This window comes from Pseudophaeobacter sp. A-200-2 (genome assembly GCF_041008815.1).
Lineage (GTDB): Bacteria > Pseudomonadota > Alphaproteobacteria > Rhodobacterales > Rhodobacteraceae > Phycobacter > Phycobacter gallaeciensis_A.
In genome coordinates this window covers 160,322-183,643 of sequence record NZ_JAXGFU010000002.1, presented here as the reverse complement: position 1 = coordinate 183,643, position 23,322 = coordinate 160,322, and the positions used below count along the sequence as shown (strand labels likewise).

Here is a 23,322-nt window from a genome sequence, read left to right as displayed (position 1 = left end):
CCCAATTTTCTTTCGCTCTTCCTTAGGAAAACACCCTTTTGTCCAAAGGTGTGTCATTTCTCGGAAAAGCCGATTCGGTCCAGAAGGGCGCCAAATGCATCGCGTTCCTCGCGATCCAGACGGGCGCCGTTCTCGCCAACGTCATATTGTGCCCTGTCTTCATTTTCACTTCGCACGGCCCTGTTCCGCGCCTCGGCGGCCTGCTTCAACCGCCAGGTCAAAGCCTCGTCCGCAAGACCGCTCAGGTCCTCCTCCGCCTCGGCCAGTTCCGCGTCCAGCCCGCGCAGGGCTTCGAGTTTCGGGAACTCTTCGGCCAGTGTCAGCCGGGCAGCCTCAGCATCGCCGGGTTTGCGCAGGCAGGGGATAATTGCCACATGGCGAAGGGCAAAGAGATTTTCAAGAGCGTGCGGGCCTAGGCTGTATTCGATTTCTTCTTTCAGCCGCTCCGGTGCGTCGATGCCATAGCGCAGGACCATGTCGCGCAGGGCCGCCAGATCCGGATCGGTGCACAGCATCCGCTCCAGATTGGTTTCGAACTCATGGACCACCGAAGGGGTGGTGATCACGGTGGCCAGAATGACGGCCTCACGTGCGCGGGCCAGGCCTGCCTCATCCGATCCGGCCAGCAGCGAGCTGCGGGTGCTGGCCAGTGGGGTCAGAACCGCTCCCGGTCCGCGCCAGGGCGGTCGCGCTCCGTCGCGAAAGCCTCGCCCGCCCTTGGGGCTGCTGCCCGTCGGGGAAAACCCTTCGCTGCGCTGCGGACGGTTGCCGCGGAACAGCTGCCAGCGCAGCTCCTTGATATCCTCGCCATAGTGCTGGCGGATGGAGGGATCTCGGATCAGGCGGATCTTTTCGCGCAACGCCTTGTCCAGCGCCGCCTTGCGTTCGGGGCTGTCGAACACCCGCCCTTCGGTTTCGCGCTGCCACAGCAGTTTCACCATCGGCATCGCCTGATCCAGCACCGCCTGCACCGCGGCAGGGCCTTCGCTGCGGATCATGTCGTCGGGATCCTTGCCCTCCGGCATGATCGCAAAACGCAGGGATTTCCCGGCCTCGAGACGCGGCAGCGCTAGATCGATCAGCCGCATGGCGGCGCGGATACCCGCCTTGTCGCCATCAAGGGCGATCACCGGCTCATCCGACATCCGCCACAGCATCTGCAGCTGATTTTCGGTAATCGCCGTGCCCAGCGGCGCCACGCAGGAGGCAAAGCCGCCTTCTGACAAAGCGATCACATCCATATAGCCTTCGGCCACGATCAGTGGCGTGTCCCGCCCAGCGGCGGCGCGGGCCGGGCCGTGATTGTACAGGCTGCGGCCCTTGTCAAAGAGCTCGGTCTCGGGAGAGTTCAAGTATTTGGCGTTGTCGTTAGGGTCCATCGCCCGCCCGCCAAATGCAATCGCCCGTCCCCGCGCATCGCGGATCGGGAACATGATCCGGTTGCGGAAGGTGTCATAGGGTTTGCCGCCCTTGCTTGAGGGCTTGGCAAGCCCAGCCGCCATGATCAGGTCCTCGGGCACGCTTTTGCCGCGCAGGTGATCCCAAAGCCCCTGCCAGCCATCCGGAGCAAAGCCGATCTGCCAGCGCTCCAACGCCTCCCCGGTCAGCCCGCGCCCAGCAAGATAGGCGCGTGCGGCGGTGCCGCCTTGGGTGTTCAGCTGCAGGCGGAAGAACTGCACCGCCTGTTCCATCACTTCGGCCAGTTGGCTGCGGCGATCCTGTTTCTGCTGCGCCTGCGGATCGCGCCGGGGCATCTCCATGCCCGCCTCCCCCGCGAGGATCTCAACCGCCTCCATGAAACCGACGTTTTCGGTTTCCTGCACGAATTTCAGCGCATCACCTTTGGCCTGACAACCAAAGCAGTAGTAGAAGCCCTTGCGGTCATCGACGTGGAAACTGGCGGATTTTTCGTGATGAAACGGACATGGCGCCCACATGTCGCCCTTGCCCATGTTGGATTTGCGCTGATCCCACATGACCTTGCGCCCGACCACCGCGGTCAGGCTGGTCCGGGTACGCAATTCATCCAGAAAACCGGGCGGCAGGGACATGTCAGTTCGATTGTAGCTGTTTTTTCATCGCCTGGATCTGATCCCAGTTTTCCAGGCACTGCTCTTCAAAGGTGGCGCCAAGGTCCACCTTGCGCAGATCACGGCGCTTCAATGAGTAGACATGCGCGGTCAGCTGCGGGATCGCCTTGGAATACTGTTTCGGCCAGTCGGGATTGTCCGCCAGAATCGTCTGTTCCACCTTTTCCTGCCGCACCCGGTCCATCCGCGCCTGCTGCACGGCGGCCATTACCTGCCCTTGATACTTGCAGCTTTCTTCTTTGCTTTCAGCGGCATAGGACGGTGCGGCGAGCAAGGCAGCCAGAATGGCTGCGACAGGGGTCGCGACGGGAAGAATGCGGATCATAGATACGCTCCGGGAATCAGTTGGTGATCCCGGAAGACTACCCCCGCGCGGCGACGGCTTCCATGGCTGTTTTCAGATCGTGCACCAGCGTGCGCGCCAGAGAGCGGAACACCATGATCTGGAAACTGTCCGCGCCAATGCGGGTGACCGAAGCCATCATGTGACGCAATTCGGTACGCGCAGTGTGGCCGCGCTTGAAGCTCTGCACGCGCAGATCGATAGGACACAGCCGAGCCAGGACATCTTCAGCCCCAGCCCCTTCAAGCCGCACCACGGCCCAGGCATCGCTTTGATCCGTCAGCGCAGCATGGTCGGCCAGCGTCGCATCTGGCTGAGGCCCGGCCAGCAGCGCCATGTTCCGACCGAACCAGATGGCTCGGCTGCCCGCCTTGCCGGTGCTGCGTCCCGGCGCTGGCAGTTTCATGCCATGGGCGGCCTCAAGCGCCGCCTCCAATGCCTGATCCTTACCGTTGAACACCGCGATGGTGGTCAGATGGCCAAGATCCTCTTCGCTCAGCTTCAGGGCGCCAACGGTGACCGGCAGCAGACCGTCACAGGAGCTTTTTGCAGTCAGTTCAGCCACGGGCACGCTCTCCTTCTGGGTCATAGAATTGCGGTTCAACCACTTCGCACAGGGTGTCGATGCCACGCATGTGATCGACCAGACGCACGGTATCGCCGATCCGTTTCGCTCCCTTCGTCAGGAAGGCCAGTGCAATGGAATACCCCAGCGTGGGCGAGAACCCGGCCGAGGTGACATAGCCCTGATCGTGCACCCGCTCGACCGGGTCCTCGGGATTGAACAGATGCGCCCCAGCGGTCAACTGCTTGACCGCGCCGACGGGTTTGAGGCCGACCATCTGCATACGATCCTCTGCCATCAATCCTTCGCGCTGGGACATGGGCTTGCCAAAGAAGTCCTTCTTCTTGGACATCATGCCCTGCAAACCAAGGTCAAAGGCGGTCACGGTGCCGTTGATCTCGGCATGGGTGATAAAGCCCTTTTCGATCCTGAGGACATTCAGCGCCTCCATGCCGTAGGCGCCACCGCCTGCGGCCTCCGCGCGCGAGACCAACTCGCGGAACAGGGCATCGCCATAGCGGGCCGGAACCGCCAGTTCATAGGCTTCCTCGCCGCTGAAGGAGATGCGGAACAGCCGCCCCGCGACACCCATCACCGAGACCTCGCCACAGGCCATGAAGGGCCAGCTTTCGCTGTCGATCTCACTGTCGAGAAGACCATTCAGCAGCGCCCGTGCCTTGGGACCGGCGACGGCAAACTGCGCCCATTGCTCAGTGACCGAGGCAATGCGCACATCCCAGTCGGGGCGCAGGATCTGCATCACATATTCCAGATGCGCCATCACCTGACCGGCACCAGAGGTGGTGGTGGTCATCACAAAATGCTCGTCGCCCAGCCGCGCGGTGGTGCCATCGTCCATAACAAAACCATCTTCGCGCAGCATCAGACCATAGCGCGTGCGCCCGACCTTCAGGGTCGAGAACATGTTGGTATAGACGTAATCCAACAGCTTGCCCGCGTCGGGGCCCTGAATGTCGATCTTGCCCAGGGTCGACACATCGCAGATGCCCACATGATTGCGCACATATGTGACTTCGCGGTCGCAGGACTGACGCCAGTTCGTCTCCCCGTGTTTCGGGAAATAAGCGGCCCGGTACCACAGGCCGACTTCCAGCTGCTGCGCGCCGCGTTCCTCGCTTGCCTGATGCGAGGTCAGGTGGCGCTGCGGCTTGAAGCCCTGCCCCTCGGCCCCCGCGCCCATGGCACCGATACTGACCGGCACGAAAGGCGGACGGAAGGTGGTTGTGCCGGTTTCAGGGATGCTGCGCCCAGTAGCATCAGCCAGTACCGCCAGCGCCGCCACGTTCGAATTCTTGCCCTGATCGGCCGCCATACCTTGGGTGGTGTAGCGTTTCATATGCTCGACCGAGCGGAAGTTCTCCCCGGCGGCCTGTTTCACATCCTTGACGGTAACGTCGTTCTGGAAATCGAGCCAGGCGCGCCCCTTGCCCGGCACCGCCCACAAGGGGGTGATGCGATAGGGATCATCCTCGGCCTGCGGCAAATCCGCAGAGACCACCTTGAGGCCCAGCGCCTCAAGCGCAGCACTTGCCGCTGCAGCGCCTTCGCGCAGGGCACCGGCAGTGGAGAACTCGCCATTGCAGGCCCCCGCTGTCACCAGACCCGGCACGCTGCCCTCGCGCGGCACAAAGGCGGCGATATCGCGGCGCCAGACCGGGCGGGCATTCAGATGGCAGGTCAGATGCACCGACGGGTTCCAGCCGCCCGACATGGCGAGGCAATCTGTCTGGATCTTTTCCTCACCAGCGACAGAACGCACGGTGATGTTTTCCAGCCGCTTGCGCCCGCCTGCATCGCAGACCTGCGCGCCCTTCATTACCGGGAAGAGATCACTTCCCGGCGCATCGTGGCGGCTGTCGATCAGCGCCGCGACATGCACGCCTGCCTGCGCCAGATCACGGGCGGTGCGGTGCGCATCGTCGTTATTGGCAAATATGGTAACCCGCTCCCCCGGGGCAACGCCCCAGCGGTTGAGATAGGCCCGCACCGCGCTGGCGGTCATGATGCCTGGGCGGTCGTTGTTGCGGAAGGCAACCGGACGCTCGATCGCGCCGGCCGCCAGTACCGCGTGTTTGGCGGCGATACGCCAGAAACATTCCCGCGGCAGATGGCATTCCTTCAGCGAATGACGGCGCGGCATGTGGTGGGCGACACGCTCCAGCGCGCCATAGGTGCCCTGATCATAGGCGCCGGTCACTGCTGTGCGCGGCATCAGGCGCACATTGTCCATCTCCGACAGCTCTTTCAAAGCGTCCTTTGCCCAGAGGTTGGCAGGCTTGCCGTCGATGTCTTCCTGTTCTGCCAGAAGACGCCCGCCCATGCGGCTGTCCTCTTCGGCCAGGATCACATCGGCGCCCGCGCGCCCCGCCACCAACGCCGCCATCAGACCCGCAGGCCCCGATCCGATCACCAGAAGGTCGCAGAAGGCATAGGCCTTTTCGTAGCAATCCGGATCGGCCGCGCCGCTGAGTGCACCAAGCCCCGCCGCGCGGCGGATCATCGGCTCATACAGCTTTTCCCAGAAGGCTGCCGGCCACATGAAAGTCTTGTAGTAGAACCCCGCGCCCAGGAACGGCGCCGCCAGATCATTGACCGCCATCAGGTCGGTCTCGACCGAAGGCCAGCAATTCTGGCTGCTAGCGCTCAGCCCTTCGAACAGCTCCTGCGTGGTGGCCCGCACATTGGGATCGGCGAATTCGCCGCTGCCCACGGTGACCAGCGCGTTCGGCTCTTCACTGCCAGCGGTGAGGATGCCACGCGGGCGGTGGTATTTGAACGACCGGCCCACCAGATGCACCCCATTGGCCAGCAAGGCCGAAGCCAGCGTGTCCCCTTCGAGCCCCATCATGTGGCGACCATTGAAGGAGAAGGTGACCGGCTTTGCGCCCTCGACCAGCCCCTTGCCGGGCAATCTCATACTCATGCCGCACCTCCCAGACCCGCGTCCGAGGCCAGTGTCACCTCAAGGATCTCATGGCTTGCGGTATTGCGCAGCACCTTCAACCAGGCGCCGCAGCCCATTTCGTGATACCAAAGCTCTTCCAGCGGGCCTGCCGGGTTTTCCCGCAGGTTCACGTGCTGGTGCCAGACGTCCAGATCCGCATCCGCTGCGGGCTGCTCCAGCGCCGCACCGCGATAGTAGAATTCGCGGCGGTCCCGCTCTCCGCAATTCGGGCAGGTGATCCTCATGACTGCCGCTCTCCCGTGGTTCTGATCCGTATTCCGTTCATCTGTGTTGCCGCTGTTCGGCGCGTCGCGGGGTCAATGCAGGTTATGCTGAGCACCGGTCCCCTCCTCATCCATGAGTCCGACGCCGGTGCGGAAACGATCCAGTTTGAACCGGGTTGCCGCGCCATGCGGGCGGTCGGTGGCAATAAGATGCGCGTAGACATTTCCGGAGCCCGGCGTTGCCTTGAAGCCGCCGTAGCACCAGCCGCAATTGAGATAGAGCCCGTCGATGGGCGAATGGTCGATGATGGGCGATCCGTCCGGCGTCATATCCATGATGCCGCCCCAGCTGCGCAAAAGCCGTGCCTTGCCCACCGCAGGCACCATGGCCATGCAGGTTTCCATAGTGTGTTCCACCATCGGCAGGTTCCCCCGCGCCGCATAAGAGCTGTAGAAATCAAGATAGCTGCCAAAGACCAGCCCGCCCTTGTCGGACTGGCTGATATACAGATGCCCCTCGGCAAAGGTGATGACGTTGTCGATGATCGGCTTCACCCCTTCGGAAACGAAGGCCTGCAAGACGTGGCTTTCGATCGGCAGGGTCAGCCCCGCCATTGCCGCCACCTGACCGGAGCGCCCGGCGGCAGCCATCGCGACCTTCTTGGCCCGGATCGGCCCGCGCGCGGTCTGCACCCCCGTGACGCGTCCGTTTTCAACGTCGATACCGGTGACTTCGCAGTTCTGGATCAGATCGACCCCGCGCATATCGGCGCCACGGGCAAATCCCCAGGCCACGGCATCGTGGCGCGCAGTGCCGGCCCGGCGCTGCAGCAGACCGCCCATGATCGGAAAGCGGTTGTTGTCGAAGTTCAGGAAAGGCGCCATGCGGCGCACGCCTTCGCGATCCAGCAGCTCGGCATCGTCGCCCTGATTGACGATGGAGTTGCCGCGCCGCACGATGGCATCGCGCTGGCCGTCGTTGTGAAACAGGTTGATGATCCCACGCTGCGACATCATCGCGTTATAGTTCAGCTCCTGCTCCAGGCTTTCCCACAGGCGCAGGGAGTGAGAGTAGAATTCGGAGTTGCCCGGAAGGTAGTAGTTGGCGCGCACGATGGTGGTGTTGCGCCCTACGTTGCCACCGCCGATATAACCACGCTCCAGCACCGCGACGTTGGTAATACCGTGCTCAGCGGCCAGATAGTAAGCCGTCGCCAGACCGTGGCCACCGCCGCCGATGATGATCACATCATATTCGCGCTTGGGCTCGGGATCGCGCCAATGCGGACGCCAGCCCTTGTTGCCGGTCAGCCCTTCCTTCAGCACCCGCCAACCCGAAAACCGCATCTGTGACCTCCACCTTTCAGTCCCGCCCTCGCTGCGCATGTATGGCGCCGCAGGCTCTATCGTAGTGCTAGCGATTTTACTGGGCGGCTCCTACCCCTTTTTCGACAGAAAGCCCCGGAACCGCGCATCGCACTGGCCGCAATGCACCCTTTCTGGGCAGTTCTGTCTAGTCCTCAATACGACAGATCGTGACGCAACTGGACCAAGGTGCAAATTCCCACACTGCCGTAGCCTCATCAGCAAGCCTCTCACACACAGAAACGGCGGGCACAGGGCCCGCCGCAAGATTGCGATCAGCTCTTTGCGAGAAATGCCCCTTACAGCCCCTTGGCGCGGTAGCTAGCAGCGACTTTTTCGATCGAGACCAGATAGGCGGCAGTGCGCAGATCCATCACGTCGTCGCGGTCATGCCAGACCTCGCGCATCGACTGGTAGGCGATACGCATGGTATCATCGAGGCCGGAACGCACCAGCTCAAGCTCATCGGCACCGCGCAGATACCTCTGTTTGAAATCCGGGCTTGGCGACCAAGTCTTGCCCAGCGCCTCGCTCAGGCTCTCCATCTGGTCCACCACCAGTTGGTGACGCGCCTCTTCCTGACGGCGCTGCATACGGCCAAAGCGGATGTGGCTGAGGTTCTTGACCCATTCAAAGTAAGAGACCGTCACGCCGCCCGCGTTGGCGTACATGTCGGGAATGATCACCGTACCCTTGTCGCGCAGCACCTCATCCGCACCGGCGGTGACCGGGCCATTGGCGGCCTCAATGATCAGCGGCGCCTTGATGCGGGCTGCATTGGACATGTTGATGACACCTTCCAGCGCTGCCGGGATCAGGATGTCGCAGTCCTGCTCCAAAAGCGCGGCACCATCGGCGGTATGGGTGGCGTCGGGATACCCGGAGATGCCGCCATGCTTGACGATCCAGTTGCGCACGGCCTCCACGTCCAGCCCCTCTTCGCGGTGCAGGGCACCGTCGCGTTCGATGATCCCGGTAATGAGGGCACCATCTTCCTCGCTCAGGAACTTGGCGGCGTGATAGCCCACGTTGCCAAGCCCCTGCACAATGACGCGCTTGCCATCGAGGGGGCCCGACAGGCCCGCCTTGGCAATATCCTCGGGGTGGCGGAAGAACTCCCGCAGGGCGTATTGCACGCCGCGCCCCGTTGCCTCGACCCGGCCAGCGATCCCGCCAGCATTGAGGGGCTTGCCGGTGACGCAGGCACGAGAGTTGATATCGGTGGTGTTCATGCGCGCATACTGGTCGGCAATCCAGGCCATTTCGCGTTCACCGGTGCCCATGTCGGGCGCCGGAACGTTCTGGCTGGGGTGGATCAGATCGCGTTTCGCCAACTCATAGGCAAAACGGCGGGTGATCAGCTCCAGCTCGTGCTCTTCGTATTCGCGCGGATCGATGCACAGACCGCCCTTGGAGCCGCCAAAGGGCGCTTCGACCAGGGCGCATTTATAGGTCATCAGCGCCGCCAGCGCCTCGACCTCGTCCTGATTGACGCCCATGGCATAACGGATACCGCCCTTGACCGGCTCCATATGTTCGGAGTGGACCGAGCGATAGCCGGTGAAGGTATGAATCTTGCCGCGCAGGCGCACGCCAAACCGCACCGTGTAGGTCGCGTTGCAAACCCGGATCTTTTCCTCAAGCCCCGGCGGCAGGTCCATGATGGAGACCGCCCGGTTGAACATCAAATCGACGCTCTCGCGGAAACTGGGTTCGTTCTGGCTGCTCATGCTCGCTTCTCCGTGCTTTCTGGGCGACTCGTGATGAAACTTAAGGCAACTCTATGCACGGATGTTTAAGGCATGCGACCTTTTTGACCATTCCCACCCAAAAGAATCAGCTCGACACCTTTTGGTCAGTGATTCGATATTCCTCCGCGCAGGAACTTTTTCCCAAACCGAAACAATCTACCGCCCCTCACCTAGTATTGATTAAGCGGATGGTAACAATTGTTAAGGTTTTACCCCTGTCGCGCCCCATTTCCGCCATCTTCCCCAAGCAATCATAAACGCCAGCCACCAAAAGCCGAAGACCGTCGTCCGAAACAGAACGGGCATAGGGGATGTGTAATATGAGTGTGCGTCGCAGAGCCGCAAAAGATATCAGTAAGGACGTCCTGACCCGGCAGATGGCCCGGATGCGCGCCTTTGCACGGGACGACAGCGGTGCCATGGCCGCGCCGACCATCTTCTTCTTTCTGGCGATGCTGGCCGTTGGCGGCATCGGGATCGACCTGATGCGGATGGAGCGCGACCGCACCGTTCTGCAATACACGCTGGACCGCGCGGTGCTGGCCGCCGCCGATCTGGATCAGCCACTGGCCCCCGAAGTGGTGGTGCAGGACTACCTGAGCAAAGCCGGCATGGAAGAATACTATCAGCCGCCTGAGGTGTCGCAGGGTCTTGGCTACAAAAGTGTCGAAAGCACAATCAACACGACCTTCAATGCCCACCTGCTGAAGTTCTCTGGTGGCGGTGACATGCCGATGTACGCCAATTCGCGCGCCGAAGAGACCATCGGCAGCGTAGAGATTTCCATGGTGCTGGATATCTCCGGCTCAATGAACTCGAACCGGCGGCTGATCAACCTCAAGTCCGCCGCGCATAGTTTCATCGATCAGATCACCCAGAACACCAACACCGACAACCTGTCGATCTCGATCATTCCCTATGCCACCCAAGTCAACGCGGGCGAAGCGCTTCTGAGCAAGTACAACGCAGGCTTCGATGACCTTCCGGCAAGCGAATGGAACTACTCGCACTGCGTGAACTTCGTCTACGATCAATACGCCAAGACAACGCTGGACCCGGCCGAGCGGCTGGAGCGCACAGCGCATTTCGACCCGTTCACCTATTCTGAGAACATGATCGCCCGCCCGGTCTGCCCGACACGTGACGGATCGGCCATCCTGCCCTTCACCAACGATCCGACCACCCTGCACAATTACATCGACGGGCTGACAGCCTGGGGCAATACCTCGATCGATATCGGCATGAAATGGGGCTCTGCCCTGCTGGACCCGACCGCGAGGCCGGTTGTCAACTCACTGATTGACGATGGCGAGATCGAAGCGCAGTTTCTGAACCGCCCGACCGAGTACAACAACGGTGACACCCTGAAAATCATCATTCTGATGTCCGACGGCGAGAACACAAACCAATACATGATCAACCCTTCGCGCCGCAGCACCATGTCAGATGTCTGGTACAACGCTGAAACTGGGCGCTACTCCGTCTACCACTCCAATGGCACGAAAAATTACTACTGGCCGCACAAGAACGACTGGTACGACCACCCCTACGGCAATGGCACCCATACTGTATGCGATTACTACTACGGCAATCCCTACAACTGCAGAGATGAGGCGGAGCCCGGTACAGCCGTGCAGCTGAAGTACCATGAGCTTTTTGCACGGGCCTCGCTCGCATGGAACGCGCGCTACAACTACGAGTTCAGTTCCAGCGCCTGGGCAGACTGGTACAATGCCGGAACGTATTTCCACAATCGCGTAGCCAAAGACCAGCACACCAAGAATATCTGCGACCGCACCCGGGACAAGGGCGTGATGATCTACACCGTTGGCTTCGAAGCACCGCGCAACGGGACCCGCGTGCTGGAAGATTGCGCCAGCTCGCCCGCACATTTCTTTGATGTGGACGGGCTGGAAATCTCCGAGGCCTTTGCCTCGATCGCCACCTCCATCCGCCAGCTGAGGCTGACCCAATGATCCGCCACATGCATACCGCCCTTACGCGTTTCCGCCGTCAGGACGACGGCAGCGCCACGCTGGAATTCGCCATCATCATCCCGGCCTTCCTGATGATCCTGATGTCCACCGTTGAGCTGGGTCTGGTCAATATCCGCCAGTCGCAGTTGGAGCGGGCACTGGATCAGACGGTACGCGAGCTGCGCCTTTCAACGGGTGAGCCAGCGCAACATGACGCAATCCGCGACCGTGTATGCGCCCTGTCGGGCTTCATCGAGAATTGCGCCACCTCCCTGCGTCTGGAGATGGTCAGCCAGGACCCCTTTAACTGGACCGGCATCAACCCCGAACCCGACTGCGTCAGCCGCATCGAAGACGTGCAGCCAGTGCGCACATTCACAAACGGGCAGTCCAACGAGCTGATGCTGATCCGCGCCTGCATGAAATTCCGTCCGATTTTCTCCGATTGGGGGTTGGGCGGAGATCTGGGCAAGGATGCGGACGGCCGTGTCAGCCTTTTTGCCGCGTCAGCCTTCGTTCAGGAACCGAGGTAAGCCATGTTCAAAGCCCTGCGTCACCGCCTGAAATCCTTCTGTCGCGACAGCGAAGGCTCGGTCTCGGTTGAATTCGCGCTTTATGCGCCGCTTCTTCTGGGAACCTTTGCGGCCTTTTACACCTTCTTTGATGCCTTCCGGCAGGAAAGCATGAACCTGAAGGCGGCCTACACGATCTCAGACCTGATCTCGCGCGAGACCAATTATATCAACGACACCTATCTGGACAGTATGTACGCCATGGCCGGGCTGCTGATCCGCGGTGACAGCTCGCTTGGAATGCGGGTATCTGTCGTGCGCTGGGATGAAGCAGACCAAAGCTATTACGTGGACTGGTCCAAAGTGCGCGGTGGTGGCTACGAGGAATGGACCGATGCCACCATCCATCTGGTTAAGGACGATCTGCCGTCGATGCCCGATCAGGAGCGCGTGATCCTGGTGGAAACCAACAACACAGTGGAACCGGCCTTCCGCATCGGCATTCCGACGATGGACATCAACAATTTCGTCTTCACCCGCCCGCGTTTTGCGCCGCAGGTCGTCTTTGTCGAAGACAAGGCCAACGGCAACAGCCATAACGACAATTCGATGGGCCTCTGAACCCGCCTCTGGCCGGAACGGGTTAGTCAGATAACAACAGGAGAGAACGCGCGCTCTGTGTCAGCGCGCTCAGCCCTCTAGGTCAGCACCCATATCGCGCCGGGCGATCATGGCCGCCAGGATTTCCGACATAGCCTTGCTTTGCGAGCCCGGCGTCACCCCACCAATCCCGATCCGGCGCCCCATGCGCCACCAGAGGCCTGGCATCCAGGCGCGGGAACCCGGGGTTTTCCGGCGCATCAGAAACCCGTTCGAAGGCTTGAAGGCAAAGAAACCGCGATCGATGGTTTCGATATCCGCAACCCGTGCAATCTCGGTCCCGTCCGTGCAGCGCAACACCTCTTCAGTGAGCTCGATCCGATAGGCCGTCGCCTGCCACATGCGCACCGCCAGCCACAGGGCGGCGCAGCCAACCACCAGAAGAAACACCAGCCAGGCTGCCGAGGGCGGCGTGGAAAAGGCCACGTAGATCAGGATAACCCCCACCGAAGCCAGCATCCCTACTCCCATGACACGCCGGGGACCGGATGCCTCGATCTTTGCCACCACCTCGTCATTCATGCGCCTGTCTCCTGCACTGTGCTCTAGCGCGGCATAGCCTGAAATGGCGCAGGCGAACAGCCCTGCGATGCAATGCGACCCTCGGCGGGCCGGTATTGCGCATTTGCGCACAGTGCCTCTCCCACCATCGTGATTTGCGGGCAGCCCAAACCCCTCTATCTGTACATCAAAGCGAAAAGGCCAGGAGACTCCAAATGTCCATCAGACCGATTGTCGAGACCCGCAACGCCATGCCGACCATGGAAGGCGCCGGTGTAAAGCTGCACAGGGCCTTTGGATTTCATGACCCCAGCGAACTGGATCCGTTCCTGCTGTTCGATGACTTCCGCAATGAGCACCCGCAGGACTATATGCGCGGCTTTCCCTGGCACCCCCACCGCGGCATCGAGACCATCACCTATGTGCTCTCCGGCACCGTGGAGCACGGCGACTCGCTGGGCAACACCGGCACGCTGGGCGCCGGTGACGTGCAATGGATGACCGCGGGATCCGGTATCCTGCACCAGGAGATGCCCAAGGGAAACATCAACGGCCAGATGCACGGTTTTCAGCTGTGGGGCAACCTGCCCTCCAGCCAAAAGATGACCGATCCGCGCTATCAGGATGTCGAAGGCAAGGAGATCCCCGAGATCATCGACGATGACGGCACCCGCGTCAAAGTCATCGTAGGAGAGTTCTGGGGCAAGACCGGCCCGGTGGATGGCATCGCCGCAGACCCGCAGTATCTCGATATCTTCGTGCCTGCTGGGGTCAAGAAGACCTTCAAGATCGACACCTACCGCCGCGCCTTTGCCTATGTCTTCGAAGGTCAAGGCGCCTTTGTGGATGCATCCCGCCCACAGGGTGTTCTGCTGGAAAAAGAAGTCGCAGGCGAAGAACTGCACATCCGCGACATGTCCGGCGACCGCACGCTGGTGCGTTTTGGCACTGGCGAAGAGATCACCGTTCAGGCCGGTCCCGAAGGTCTGCGCTTCCTGCTGATTTCCGGCGCGCCGATCGAAGAGCCGGTGGCCTGGCATGGCCCGATCGTGATGAATACCCAGGCCGAGCTGCGTCAGGCCTTCCGCGATCTGAACAACGGCACCTTCATCAAACCGGCGCACTAAGCCCGGCCCCTACCCTGCCTCCGATCCATCCGGGGGCAGGCCAAACCGGCGGATCAGGCCGCGACGGCCTTGCGCACCATGTCCCAGTAGATCGTCTCGACCTCCTGCAACGACAGGCGGCCGCCGGTGCGATACCAGGTCATGACACCATTCAGCATCGCGATCACCGCCAGCGTTGCGATCTTGGTGTCAGGGATCCGGAACACACCCTCCTCCACGCCTTGCTTCAGCACCGCCTCTAGCGCGTCCTCATAGTTGCGGCGCATGGTTTCGATGACGGCGAAGTTCTGATCTGACAGGTTGCGCAGCTCCATGTAGGCGATGAAGACCGCGTCTGGCCGCTCCATATGGAAGCGAATGTGAAAGCGCACGAAACGTTCCAACTCCCCCAGCGCGTCCTCCACCGCTGGATCCGCCTGCCAAGCCTCCATCAACTCACTCATGTGGCGCTGCATCAGGCTGAACAGCAGGCTTTGCTTGTCGGGCGTATAGTTATAAAGCGCCCCGGCCTGCACCCCGACCTCTGCTGCGATCTGGCGCATCGACACGGCGGCGTAGCCATGCTGTGCAAACAGCCGCAGCGCCGCCGACTGAATGCGCGGACCGGTGATATCGGAGTGTGAGCCTTGAGTACGTGCCATGCGTTTAAAGCTAACTGAACATTTGTTCAGATAAAAGCCCCGCTTGTGCCCTTGTCTGCAATTGTGCATCAAGGAGCCACACGTAAGCGAGAAGGACCCGCCTGATGCTTCAACTCTCCGTGAACCGATGATGCCTCTGCGCCTTACCCATATCTCCCTTCTTGGCCTGCTGTCTGCAGTCATCGCGGTTGCGGCCTGTACCCGGGTGCCGGAAATCGAGGACAGACTGTCGCCGGATATGCGCTCGGCCAGTTATCCGCCGCTCCTGCCCGTAGACCAGTTGGTTACCCCTCTGCCGGTCCCCGAAGAGCAAAGCAGCGATCTAGAGCAGGAGATGGCGGCCCGCACCGCGCGCCTGCAGGCCCGGGCAGAAGAGCTCAGGAAGGCGCAGAACTGAGCCATTTGCGCCTCTGACGCCACCCTTTCCATTTTCTGAGACCGCTTTCCGGCGCCACTCGGTCCGGCGCCGTTGCACCGCTGCGCCGAACCCGCTAAGGCGGGGCAAAGATTATGTGACAAAGGATCTCCAGCTATGACAGAGCCGCTTCGCCTTGGGATTGCAGGTTTGGGCACGGTCGGCGTCGGCGTGGTAAGAATCATCCGCCGCCAGGCCGAACTGCTGGAGGCGCGCACAGGCCGCCCTGTTGTGATCACCGCTGTATCAGCCCGTGACGCGACCAAGGATCGCGGCGTTTCGCTGTCCTCCTATGCCTGGGAAACCGATCCCGTGGCGTTGGCAAAACGCGACGATATCGACGTTTTTGTCGAACTGATGGGCGGACACGAAGGCGCTGCCAAAGAGGCGACCGAGGCGGCGCTGGCCGCTGGCAAGGACGTTGTCACCGCAAACAAGGCGCTGCTGGCGATCCACGGTCAGGCTCTGGCCGAACAGGCCGAGGCCGCAGGCCGCGTGATCCGTTTCGAAGCCGCCGTCGCAGGCGGTATCCCGGTTATCAAATCCCTTACCGAGGGCCTTGCCGGCAACGAAATCACCCGCGTCATGGGCGTGATGAACGGCACCTGCAACTACATCCTGACTCGGATGGAGCATTCCGGCTTGCCCTATGAAACGGTCTTCAAAGAGGCCGACGATCTGGGCTATCTCGAAGCTGACCCGACGCTGGACGTGGGCGGCATCGACGCCGGGCATAAACTGGCGCTGCTTGCCGCGATTGCCTTTGGCACCAAACCGGCCTTTGACGATGTGCAACTGGAAGGCATCCAGCGGATCGCCATCGAAGACATCCGCCACGCCGCCGACATGGGCTTTAGGATCAAGCTTCTGGGCGTCGCGCAGACCTCGGCCCGCGGGCTGGAACAGCGCATGGCCCCCTGCCTGGTGCCCGCGAATTCGCCGCTGGGGCAGCTGGAAGGTGGCACCAACATGGTGGTGATCGAAGGCGATGCCGTCGATCAGATCGTACTGCGCGGCCCCGGTGCCGGCGAGGGTCCGACCGCCAGCGCCGTGCTCGGCGATATCTGCGATATCGCGCGGGGTCTGCGCATTGCTACCTTTGGTCAGCCCGCCGCCACCCTGCAGGAGGCGCCCTCGGCCATGTCCGGCCTGCCCGCGCCCTATTATCTGCGCATGGCGCTTCAGGACAAACCCGGTGCCCTGGCCAAGGTTGCCGCGGCGCTTGGCGATGCTGGCGTATCTATCGACCGGATGCGCCAGTACGGCCATTCCGAAACCATCGCCCCGGTTCTGATCGTGACCCACAAATGCACCAGCGCCATGCTGGACGATGCCCTTGCCGGTCTGGCAGCCACAGGCGTCGTCGATGGCGCGCCTGTGGCCCTGCGTATCGAAGAACTCTGAGGCGACGCCCTGCCCTCATCCAGAAGGCAGAACCATGAAATACCGCGCGGAATGGCCACGGAACTGGTCCAATCCGCGCGATCATCCCTTGCCCGCAGCGCCCTGCGCGGGGTATCGACAAGCAACCCATACGGATTGACACAGGATTATTGAGTATGACCTCGACCAGCTCTGACGCCCCCTTTCACGACCGCATGCTGTCTCTGGGCCTGGCCCGGGTCGCCGAACAGGCCGCACTGGCCTCTGCCTCGCTGATCGGGCGCGGCGACGAAAAAGCTGCCGACCAGGCCGCCGTGAACGCCATGCGTGAACAGCTGAACCTCCTGGACATCGCAGGCGTCGTCGTTATCGGCGAAGGGGAACGGGACGAGGCTCCGATGCTGTTCATCGGCGAAGAGGTCGGCACCGGCAATGGCCCCGGCGTGGACATCGCGCTGGACCCGCTCGAAGGCACCACCCTGACTGCCAAGGACATGCCCAACGCGCTGACCGTGATCGCCATGGGGCCGCGCGGCTCGATGCTGCACGCGCCCGACACCTATATGGACAAGCTGGCCATCGGCCCGGGCTACCCCGAAGGCGTCGTTTCGCTGGATATGTCCCCGCGTGAACGGGTCGAGGCGCTGGCTAAGGCCAAGGGATGCGCGCCGTCGGACATCACCGTTTGCATTCTGGAACGCCCCCGCCACGAAGCGATGATCGCCGAAGTGCGTGAAACCGGCGCTTCGATCCGCCTGATTACCGATGGTGACGTGGCCGGCGTCATGCATTGCGCCGAATCCGAAGTGACCGGCATCGATATGTACATGGGCCAAGGCGGCGCCCCCGAGGGTGTTCTGGCCGCTGCGGCGCTGAAATGCATGGGTGGTCAGATCTTTGGTCGTCTGCTGTTCCGCAACGATGACGAAAAGGGCCGCGCCGCCAAAGCTGGCATCACCGACCTGGACCGCGTCTACACCCGCGACGAGATGGTCACGCAGGACGTGATCTTTGCCGCCACAGGCGTTACCGGCGGCTCGCTGCTGCCGCGCATCAAGCGCGAGCCGGGCTGGCTGGAAACCACCACCCTGCTGATGCGGTCGAAAACCGGTTCGGTCCGCCGCATGTCCTACCGCACTCCGGTTGAGGCACAGGGCTGATCCAGCCAACTGTCAGGCCCGAGCGCAGCGGCGCGACGGCTCGGTCGGATTAAACTTTCAAAGGGCCGGGTCCGCAGGGCCCGGCCTTCCTGCATGGGAGAGATGCGTGAGCTTTCTAGGGGTTGAACAGTCACTCACCGGACGGCGCTGGCTGGGTCCGGGCATCGATCTGGAACGCGCGGCCGAGGCCATGGCTCAGCAGACAGGCCTGCCCGCCGCCGTCTGTCAGGTCCTCGCGCGGCGCGGCGTTCCCGCCCATGAGGCAACCGGCTTCCTGACCCCCGCCTTGAAGAACCTGCTGCCCGATCCCCGGCGCATGAAGGACATGGAAACAGCCGCCGCCCGGTTCCTGGAGGCGGTCGAGCAACGCCAGCGCATTGCCATCTTTGCCGATTACGATGTCGACGGTGGCAGCTCTGCGGCGCTTCTCTTGGTCTGGCTGCGGGCCATGGGGCAGGATGCAACACTCTATATCCCTGACCGTATCGACGAGGGTTACGGCCCCAACGACGCCGCCATGTCCGCCTTGGCGCGCGATCACGATCTGATCGTCTGCGTCGATTGTGGCACGCTGTCCCATGGACCGATCGCAGCGGCCAAGGGCGCCGATGTGATCGTGCTGGACCACCACCTAGGCGGCGAAACCCTGCCCGACTGCGTGGCGGTGGTGAACCCGAACCGGCAGGATGAAGACGGGGATCTGGGCTATTTCTGCGCTGCAGGCGTGGTGTTTCTGATGCTGGTCGAGGTGCGACGGCAGGCCCGGGAAAAGGGTCTTGGCACCGGACCGGACCTGATGGCCCTTCTGGATCTTGTCGCCCTTGCCACGGTGGCGGATGTGGCGCCGCTGATCGGCGCCAACCGGGCGCTGGTGCGTCAGGGGCTCAAGGTCATGGCCGCGCGCAAACGCGTGGGCCTGGTGGCGCTGGCTGATGTCAGCCGCATGGATTCGGCGCCCTCCACCTATCACCTCGGCTTTTTGCTGGGACCGCGGGTCAATGCCGGCGGGCGCATCGGCAAGGCGGATCTGGGCGCGCGTCTTCTGGCCAGCGACAACCCGCATGAGGCCGCCGCGCTGGCCGAACGCCTTGACCAGCTCAATACCGAACGCCGCGACATCGAAAACGCCGTGCGCGCTGCCGCACTTGAGCAGGCGGAGGCGCGCGGGCTGGACGCACCGCTGGTCTGGGCCGCGGGCGAAGGCTGGCACCCGGGCGTTGTCGGCATCGTCGCCTCGCGCCTGAAAGAAGCCGCAGGCCGTCCGGCGGTGGTCATCGGTCTGGACGGAGACGAGGGCAAGGGATCAGGTCGCTCGGTCAGCGGCATCGATCTGGGCGCAGCGATCCAGCGGCTGGCCAGCGAAGGCCAATTGATCAAGGGCGGCGGGCACAAGATGGCCGCCGGTCTGACCGTCGCGCGGGATAAACTCGAAGAGGCGATGGCGCGGCTGGGCGATCTGTTGGCTAAACAAGGCGCCGGGGACCTTGGCCCTGCGGATGTGAAGCTCGACGGGATGCTGATGCCCGGCGCCGCCTCGATCAACCTGATCGAGCAGATCGAACAGGCCGGCCCCTTCGGCGCCGGGGCCCCTGCCCCGCGCTATGCCTTTCCCGATCTTGAGGTCCGCTTTGCCAAACGGGTCGGAGAATCGCATCTGAAACTGTCGCTGAGCGACGGGCTGAGCAGCGGCATTGACGCCATCTGTTTCGGCGCCTTCGACACCGACCTTGGCCCCCGGCTGCTGGATCATGGCGGCGCCCGGTTCCACTTTGCCGGACGGCTGGAGATCAACACCTGGGGCGGTCGTCAAAGCCCGCAATTGCGCCTGGAGGACGCCGCGCCAGCGTCCTGAAGGGCGCTTTTTCCGACAGGGAAATATTTTCGCTGAAACCCCGTTTTTTCGCTTGCGGCAACTGACGGGAATATCTAAACACCGCTCACACACAGAGTGGCCCGTTCGTCTATCGGTTAGGACGCCAGGTTTTCAACCTGGAAAGAGGGGTTCGATTCCCCTACGGGCTGCCACTTTTCCCTTCCTGAATAGCGAAAATTTACCGCCTGGTTTGTCGTGGTATTCACTGATTTGCGCCCAACTGCGTTCAGATCCGCATGTGCGTAGTAATGCCTTTCACAAAGCCAAGGCAGGGCCCCATCAGCCCCTGACGATCTCTGCGCCGTGAGGATGTCGGCCCCGGTGGCCAATTCAGGCACTCCGAAAAGAGAAACGGCCGCAAACCCAAAGGTCCACGGCCGCTTCCAGTCACTATCTGTTCAGGCTCACGCCAGGATCAGCACATCGTCAAAGACCAGGGTCTCGATGCTGGTCAGCGTATCGACATGGCCAGTGGCGTTATCGGTAACTTCCCAAGAGCCAGAGCCGTTGTCCACAACGGTAAAGTCAGCTTCGACCCCATCGAACTCAGCCCGGTCATCGCCCAAACCACCGTCAAGCACATCGCTGCCCCGGTTGAACAGGAAGGTGTCATCACCGGCCTCACCGTAGATGGTATCGGCACCCAGACCACCGTGCAGAACGTCGTCTCCGCCGCCGCCTTTCAGCAAATCGTCCCCTGCGCCACCGCCAAGACGATCGTTCGCCCAGCCACCGTCGAGGGTGTCGCTTCCAGCACCGCCCCGCAGAGTATCCTCACCCAGACGACCTACCAGATCATCGGCACCATCGTTGCCGATCAGCACATCCGAACCCAGTCGGCCAATCAGATTATTATCCTCCGCGTCCCCGATCAGCCGGTCATCGAACAGCGAGCCGGTCACGGCTTCGACGTTCATCAGAACATCACCTTCCGCTTCACCACCGATACCGGTTCCCGCCTCGAGATCCACAGTTACAGCTTCGGCAGAGTCCACATAGTAAGCGCGGTCAGTGCCGTTACCGCCGTCCAGCGTATCTGCGCCGTCACCGCCGATCAGCAGGTCCCAGCCGCCGCCGCCTTCAAGCAGGTCGTCTCCGCTGCGGCCGTTCAGAGTATTGCCCTCGTCGTCTGAACCGATCAGCGTATCTGCAGCATTGGACCCGATAACGTTTTCGATTCCGGTCAGGGTGTCACCATCCGCCTTACCGCCCACACCAGTTCCGTTCTCAAGATTGACGGTCACACCTCTGATTGAAGTCGCATAGGTTGCCGTATCCGTGCCAGTGCCGCCGATCAGAACATCCGCACCAGTGCCACTGTCAAACAGATCGTCACCTGCACCGCCGTCAAGCGAATCCGCGCCACGGTTGCCGATGAGTTCATCATCACCACCAAGACCCAAGATTGTGTCGTCACCAGCCAAACCGACCAGAACGTTATCGAAATCATCGCCAACAATGTAATCATCATCGTTCGTTCCGGTCACGGCTGTATCGCTGCTGCGGTTGATCAGCAGGAAATCTTCCAATTCCAGCTCGGAGGTGACGCCGCTCAGCGTTGCGATCTCGTAATCGCCGAGGCTGACGTGCAAACCGTCACCTTCGACGCTTTGCGATACCACATCCTTGAAGTTGACGTCTGTGACGCTGAGATCGATCAGTCCCAGAACATCCTCTCCCTGCTGGAAGTCGGTGACAGTGCTGCTGACGATCTTCGAATAGTCGTTGGTGACACCATAGGACAGAACGAACAGGTCATCGCCGTCATCGCCGGTCATGGTGTTGCCGCCCTGGCCGACCAGAGTGTCGTCCCCGGCGGAACCGGAAACACCTACACCCTTGCCGTTGATGGTGACTTCTTCATAGCTCATGACCAGCTGGGTGTCATAAAGCGTCGCAGGCTTGATATCGCCTTTGACGTAGAAGGCCACGTCGAAATTGTTGGTCATGTTGAGACCGTTGATCGACACCGAACCCGCGTTGTTCTGCCAGCCAGCACTGATCGCCAGCGGCGATACGGGGAATTCCCAGTCCAGAAGGTTGATCACGGTCTGGGTGTCTTCGCCGACTTCGTATTTCACCTGATCGTTGGTGGTCGGCGGCTCCAGGCTCGGGTCGGTCGGGATGACGACGCTGGGCAGATCCTGACCGTATTTATCCGGCTGCAGGCGCCAGCGGGGCCCGACGATGTACTCGGTTCCATCTTCATTCAGCACCGCCTCAAAAGGCTCGCGATCCATGGTGGTGTACCAGGCGTTGGTATAGCCCTCTTCCAGATCTTCCGACATGGCGCCGATCTGATCCAGGGTCGAGCCTTGCGCCGCCGCAGCCAGCGCCGGATCTTTCAGAACGGTGCCTGCCGGATAAAGCGTGCCATCACCGCCATAGTAGTCATCGGTGGTAACCCATTTGCCATCCTCAAGGATTTCATAGGTGGGCAGCTGGCCAATGGCGGATTCGTTCTCGAAATCCTCGGGGCGGATCTGGTCATTCGGGTTGTTGGTGATCGTGTGACGGGTGACCAGCTCGGCCTGGGTGATCTGGAACAGCGGGATCAGATCATCATTGTCGGCATCCGGGGTCGACCATTCGTCCGGCAAAGGCAACTCGGCCTCGATGCGCACATCGTTCGGCTTCTTGATGGTATTGCCCCAACGATAAAGCAGCTTGCCGTCATCCTTCAGCGTCACCGAATAGTCGTTACCGACCGCGATGTTTTCCTGAATGGTGGCTTCATTGGGCTCCAGCACATCCTTCAGATCCAGTACACCGTCGCCGTTTACATCGCCGACCTGAGGCAGCACGTCCGCCACATATTGACCGTCGTATTCGCCGCCAACAATCCACAGATTATCGTCCAGCTGGTATTCTGCATCCGGATCACCGGGGAAACGCTGATCCGACAGCACCTGCTGCATCACCACGTAGTGTTCGGTCGAGGCTTTGACCGTGTTGCCACCAAGGCCAGCCAGCCAGGTGCCGTGAACTGCCGGGGTCTGGAACACATCGGTGGGGGCGTTCGAAACCACCAGCCCCAGATGCTCTCCGCCCTCACCGGACAGATCGCCAACGAAGCCTTCTTCGTATTCCGGATCGTCGAAAAAGTCTTTTTCAATCGCTTGGTCAAAATCAATGACGTTATAGCCAAATTCGCTGTTTACCGGATACAGCGCGACGCCCTCTTTGGTGATCACCGGTTCGGCGGAAAAATCCACAACGGCAGGATCGCCGTCTTGGACATCGCCCTGTGTCAGCCCACCGAAGGTACCAGTCACATCATTTGTGCTGAAGGTGTGTGTCACTGTATACGTGGGTGTCTGGTTGAGCACTTGATCTGCCATGATGGGTCCCCCGGCAATACGCTTCAAAGTTTCAAAATCTTCCGCCCGCAAAAGACCGGCTCGGCATCATGTGTTCGCGCGCCTTCACATGCGGATGTTTTGATGTTTACAAACCGCAGATCAAAAGTCTTTTGATCTTGATCAAAAGACGCAAAAAAGACTGAGGACGAGGCTCCCCGCCCCGTATTATGCCCCCTGCACGCCTTCTGACGCGTACCGCAAAAGATGAATGCAAATAATTGAATTTATTTTACAAAAACGAACATTGGGCATGAGGTCTCATAGTGAGCCGCCATTCGTTTTCAAGACCGGTGGCGACAGGCGATTTTTTGCCGACAGCCCCTGTTTTTGCCAGAAAAAGGACCACACCCGGACGTAACCCCGCCCGGAAATTACGTTTTTCGCAGAAGGTTCAGCGCAGGAGAATGTT

General features: G+C 61.4%; 18 protein-coding genes and 1 tRNA gene. 9 read left to right on the top strand and 10 right to left on the bottom strand.

The features are described 5' to 3' along the window. Positions 1-53: 53 nt before the first annotated feature. The 7 genes from dnaG to SM766_RS03410 form a co-directional block, all read right to left on the bottom strand. Positions 54-2,051 carry a DNA primase gene (gene dnaG, locus SM766_RS03440; protein ID WP_274832407.1) on the bottom strand — a complete coding sequence of 666 codons (1,998 nt, stop codon included), beginning with the start codon at positions 2,049-2,051 and terminating at the stop codon, positions 54-56. A 1-nt stretch (position 2,052) separates the two neighbouring features. Continuing rightward, positions 2,053-2,415, bottom strand: coding sequence for a hypothetical protein (locus SM766_RS03435; RefSeq protein ID WP_368946944.1), 363 nt, complete (start codon positions 2,413-2,415; stop codon positions 2,053-2,055). A gap of 37 nt (positions 2,416-2,452) precedes the next feature. Beyond that, positions 2,453-2,998 carry a sarcosine oxidase subunit gamma gene (locus SM766_RS03430; RefSeq protein ID WP_368946943.1) on the bottom strand — a complete coding sequence of 182 codons (546 nt, stop codon included), beginning with the start codon at positions 2,996-2,998 and terminating at the stop codon, positions 2,453-2,455. Continuing rightward, positions 2,991-5,936 carry a sarcosine oxidase subunit alpha family protein gene (locus SM766_RS03425; protein WP_368947112.1) on the bottom strand — a complete coding sequence of 982 codons (2,946 nt, stop codon included), beginning with the start codon at positions 5,934-5,936 and terminating at the stop codon, positions 2,991-2,993. The genes SM766_RS03430 and SM766_RS03425 overlap by 8 nt, the downstream gene beginning before the upstream one ends. Before the next feature lie 2 nt (positions 5,937-5,938). After that, on the bottom strand, positions 5,939-6,208 hold the full coding sequence (locus SM766_RS03420) for a sarcosine oxidase subunit delta (RefSeq protein WP_065270917.1): 270 nt from the start codon (positions 6,206-6,208) through the stop codon (positions 5,939-5,941). A gap of 72 nt (positions 6,209-6,280) precedes the next feature. Further along, positions 6,281-7,534, bottom strand: coding sequence for a sarcosine oxidase subunit beta family protein (locus tag SM766_RS03415; protein WP_065270918.1), 1,254 nt, complete (start codon positions 7,532-7,534; stop codon positions 6,281-6,283). 317 nt (positions 7,535-7,851) lie between these two features. Then, on the bottom strand, positions 7,852-9,282 hold the full coding sequence (locus tag SM766_RS03410) for a Glu/Leu/Phe/Val family dehydrogenase (RefSeq protein ID WP_368946942.1): 1,431 nt from the start codon (positions 9,280-9,282) through the stop codon (positions 7,852-7,854). Positions 9,283-9,623: 341 nt separating this feature from the next. Between SM766_RS03410 and SM766_RS03405 the strand changes: the two genes are divergently transcribed. Genes SM766_RS03405 through SM766_RS03395 form a run of 3 tightly spaced genes read left to right on the top strand, consistent with a single transcriptional unit; the run spans position 9,624 to position 12,412 of the window. Further along, on the top strand, positions 9,624-11,279 hold the full coding sequence (locus SM766_RS03405; RefSeq protein ID WP_368946941.1) for a TadE/TadG family type IV pilus assembly protein: 1,656 nt from the start codon (positions 9,624-9,626) through the stop codon (positions 11,277-11,279). Between the two features lie 8 nt (positions 11,280-11,287). After that, on the top strand, positions 11,288-11,812 hold the full coding sequence (locus tag SM766_RS03400; protein ID WP_274838323.1) for a TadE/TadG family type IV pilus assembly protein: 525 nt from the start codon (positions 11,288-11,290) through the stop codon (positions 11,810-11,812). Positions 11,813-11,815: 3 nt separating this feature from the next. Continuing rightward, on the top strand, positions 11,816-12,412 hold the full coding sequence (locus tag SM766_RS03395; RefSeq protein ID WP_274832402.1) for a TadE/TadG family type IV pilus assembly protein: 597 nt from the start codon (positions 11,816-11,818) through the stop codon (positions 12,410-12,412). A gap of 69 nt (positions 12,413-12,481) precedes the next feature. Here SM766_RS03395 and SM766_RS03390 read toward each other — a convergent pair whose 3' ends face one another. Beyond that, positions 12,482-12,973, bottom strand: coding sequence for a hypothetical protein (locus SM766_RS03390; protein ID WP_368946940.1), 492 nt, complete (start codon positions 12,971-12,973; stop codon positions 12,482-12,484). A gap of 194 nt (positions 12,974-13,167) precedes the next feature. Here SM766_RS03390 and SM766_RS03385 point away from each other — a divergent pair, with 194 nt between their 5' ends. Continuing rightward, on the top strand, positions 13,168-14,079 hold the full coding sequence (locus SM766_RS03385; protein ID WP_368946939.1) for a pirin family protein: 912 nt from the start codon (positions 13,168-13,170) through the stop codon (positions 14,077-14,079). Positions 14,080-14,132: 53 nt separating this feature from the next. On the opposite strand, the gene SM766_RS03380 is transcribed toward SM766_RS03385, so the two are convergent. Next, positions 14,133-14,720, bottom strand: a complete 588-nt coding sequence (locus SM766_RS03380; RefSeq protein ID WP_274867327.1) for a TetR/AcrR family transcriptional regulator — start codon at positions 14,718-14,720, stop codon at positions 14,133-14,135. 130 nt (positions 14,721-14,850) lie between these two features. On the opposite strand from SM766_RS03380, the gene SM766_RS03375 reads away from it, so the two are divergent. The 5 genes from SM766_RS03375 to SM766_RS03355 all read left to right on the top strand — a co-directional run bounded on the left by SM766_RS03375 (position 14,851) and on the right by SM766_RS03355 (position 19,703). Beyond that, a complete protein-coding gene (locus SM766_RS03375) occupies positions 14,851-15,117 on the top strand; it encodes a hypothetical protein (RefSeq protein WP_368946938.1) in 267 nt (88 codons plus the stop codon). Between the two features lie 135 nt (positions 15,118-15,252). Then, a complete protein-coding gene (locus SM766_RS03370; RefSeq protein WP_065270927.1) occupies positions 15,253-16,539 on the top strand; it encodes a homoserine dehydrogenase in 1,287 nt (428 codons plus the stop codon). A gap of 155 nt (positions 16,540-16,694) precedes the next feature. Further along, on the top strand, positions 16,695-17,678 hold the full coding sequence (gene glpX, locus SM766_RS03365; RefSeq protein WP_065270928.1) for a class II fructose-bisphosphatase: 984 nt from the start codon (positions 16,695-16,697) through the stop codon (positions 17,676-17,678). Between the two features lie 106 nt (positions 17,679-17,784). Further along, positions 17,785-19,530: a single-stranded-DNA-specific exonuclease RecJ gene (recJ, locus tag SM766_RS03360; protein WP_368946937.1), complete on the top strand. Its 1,746-nt coding sequence runs from the start codon at positions 17,785-17,787 to the stop codon at positions 19,528-19,530. Positions 19,531-19,628: 98 nt separating this feature from the next. Beyond that, positions 19,629-19,703 (top strand) — tRNA-Glu (locus SM766_RS03355). 252 nt (positions 19,704-19,955) lie between these two features. Here SM766_RS03355 and SM766_RS03350 read toward each other — a convergent pair. Next, positions 19,956-22,892 (bottom strand): calcium-binding protein, encoded by a 2,937-nt coding sequence (locus SM766_RS03350; protein WP_368946936.1) that lies wholly within the window; start codon positions 22,890-22,892, stop codon positions 19,956-19,958. Positions 22,893-23,322 lie beyond the last annotated feature (430 nt).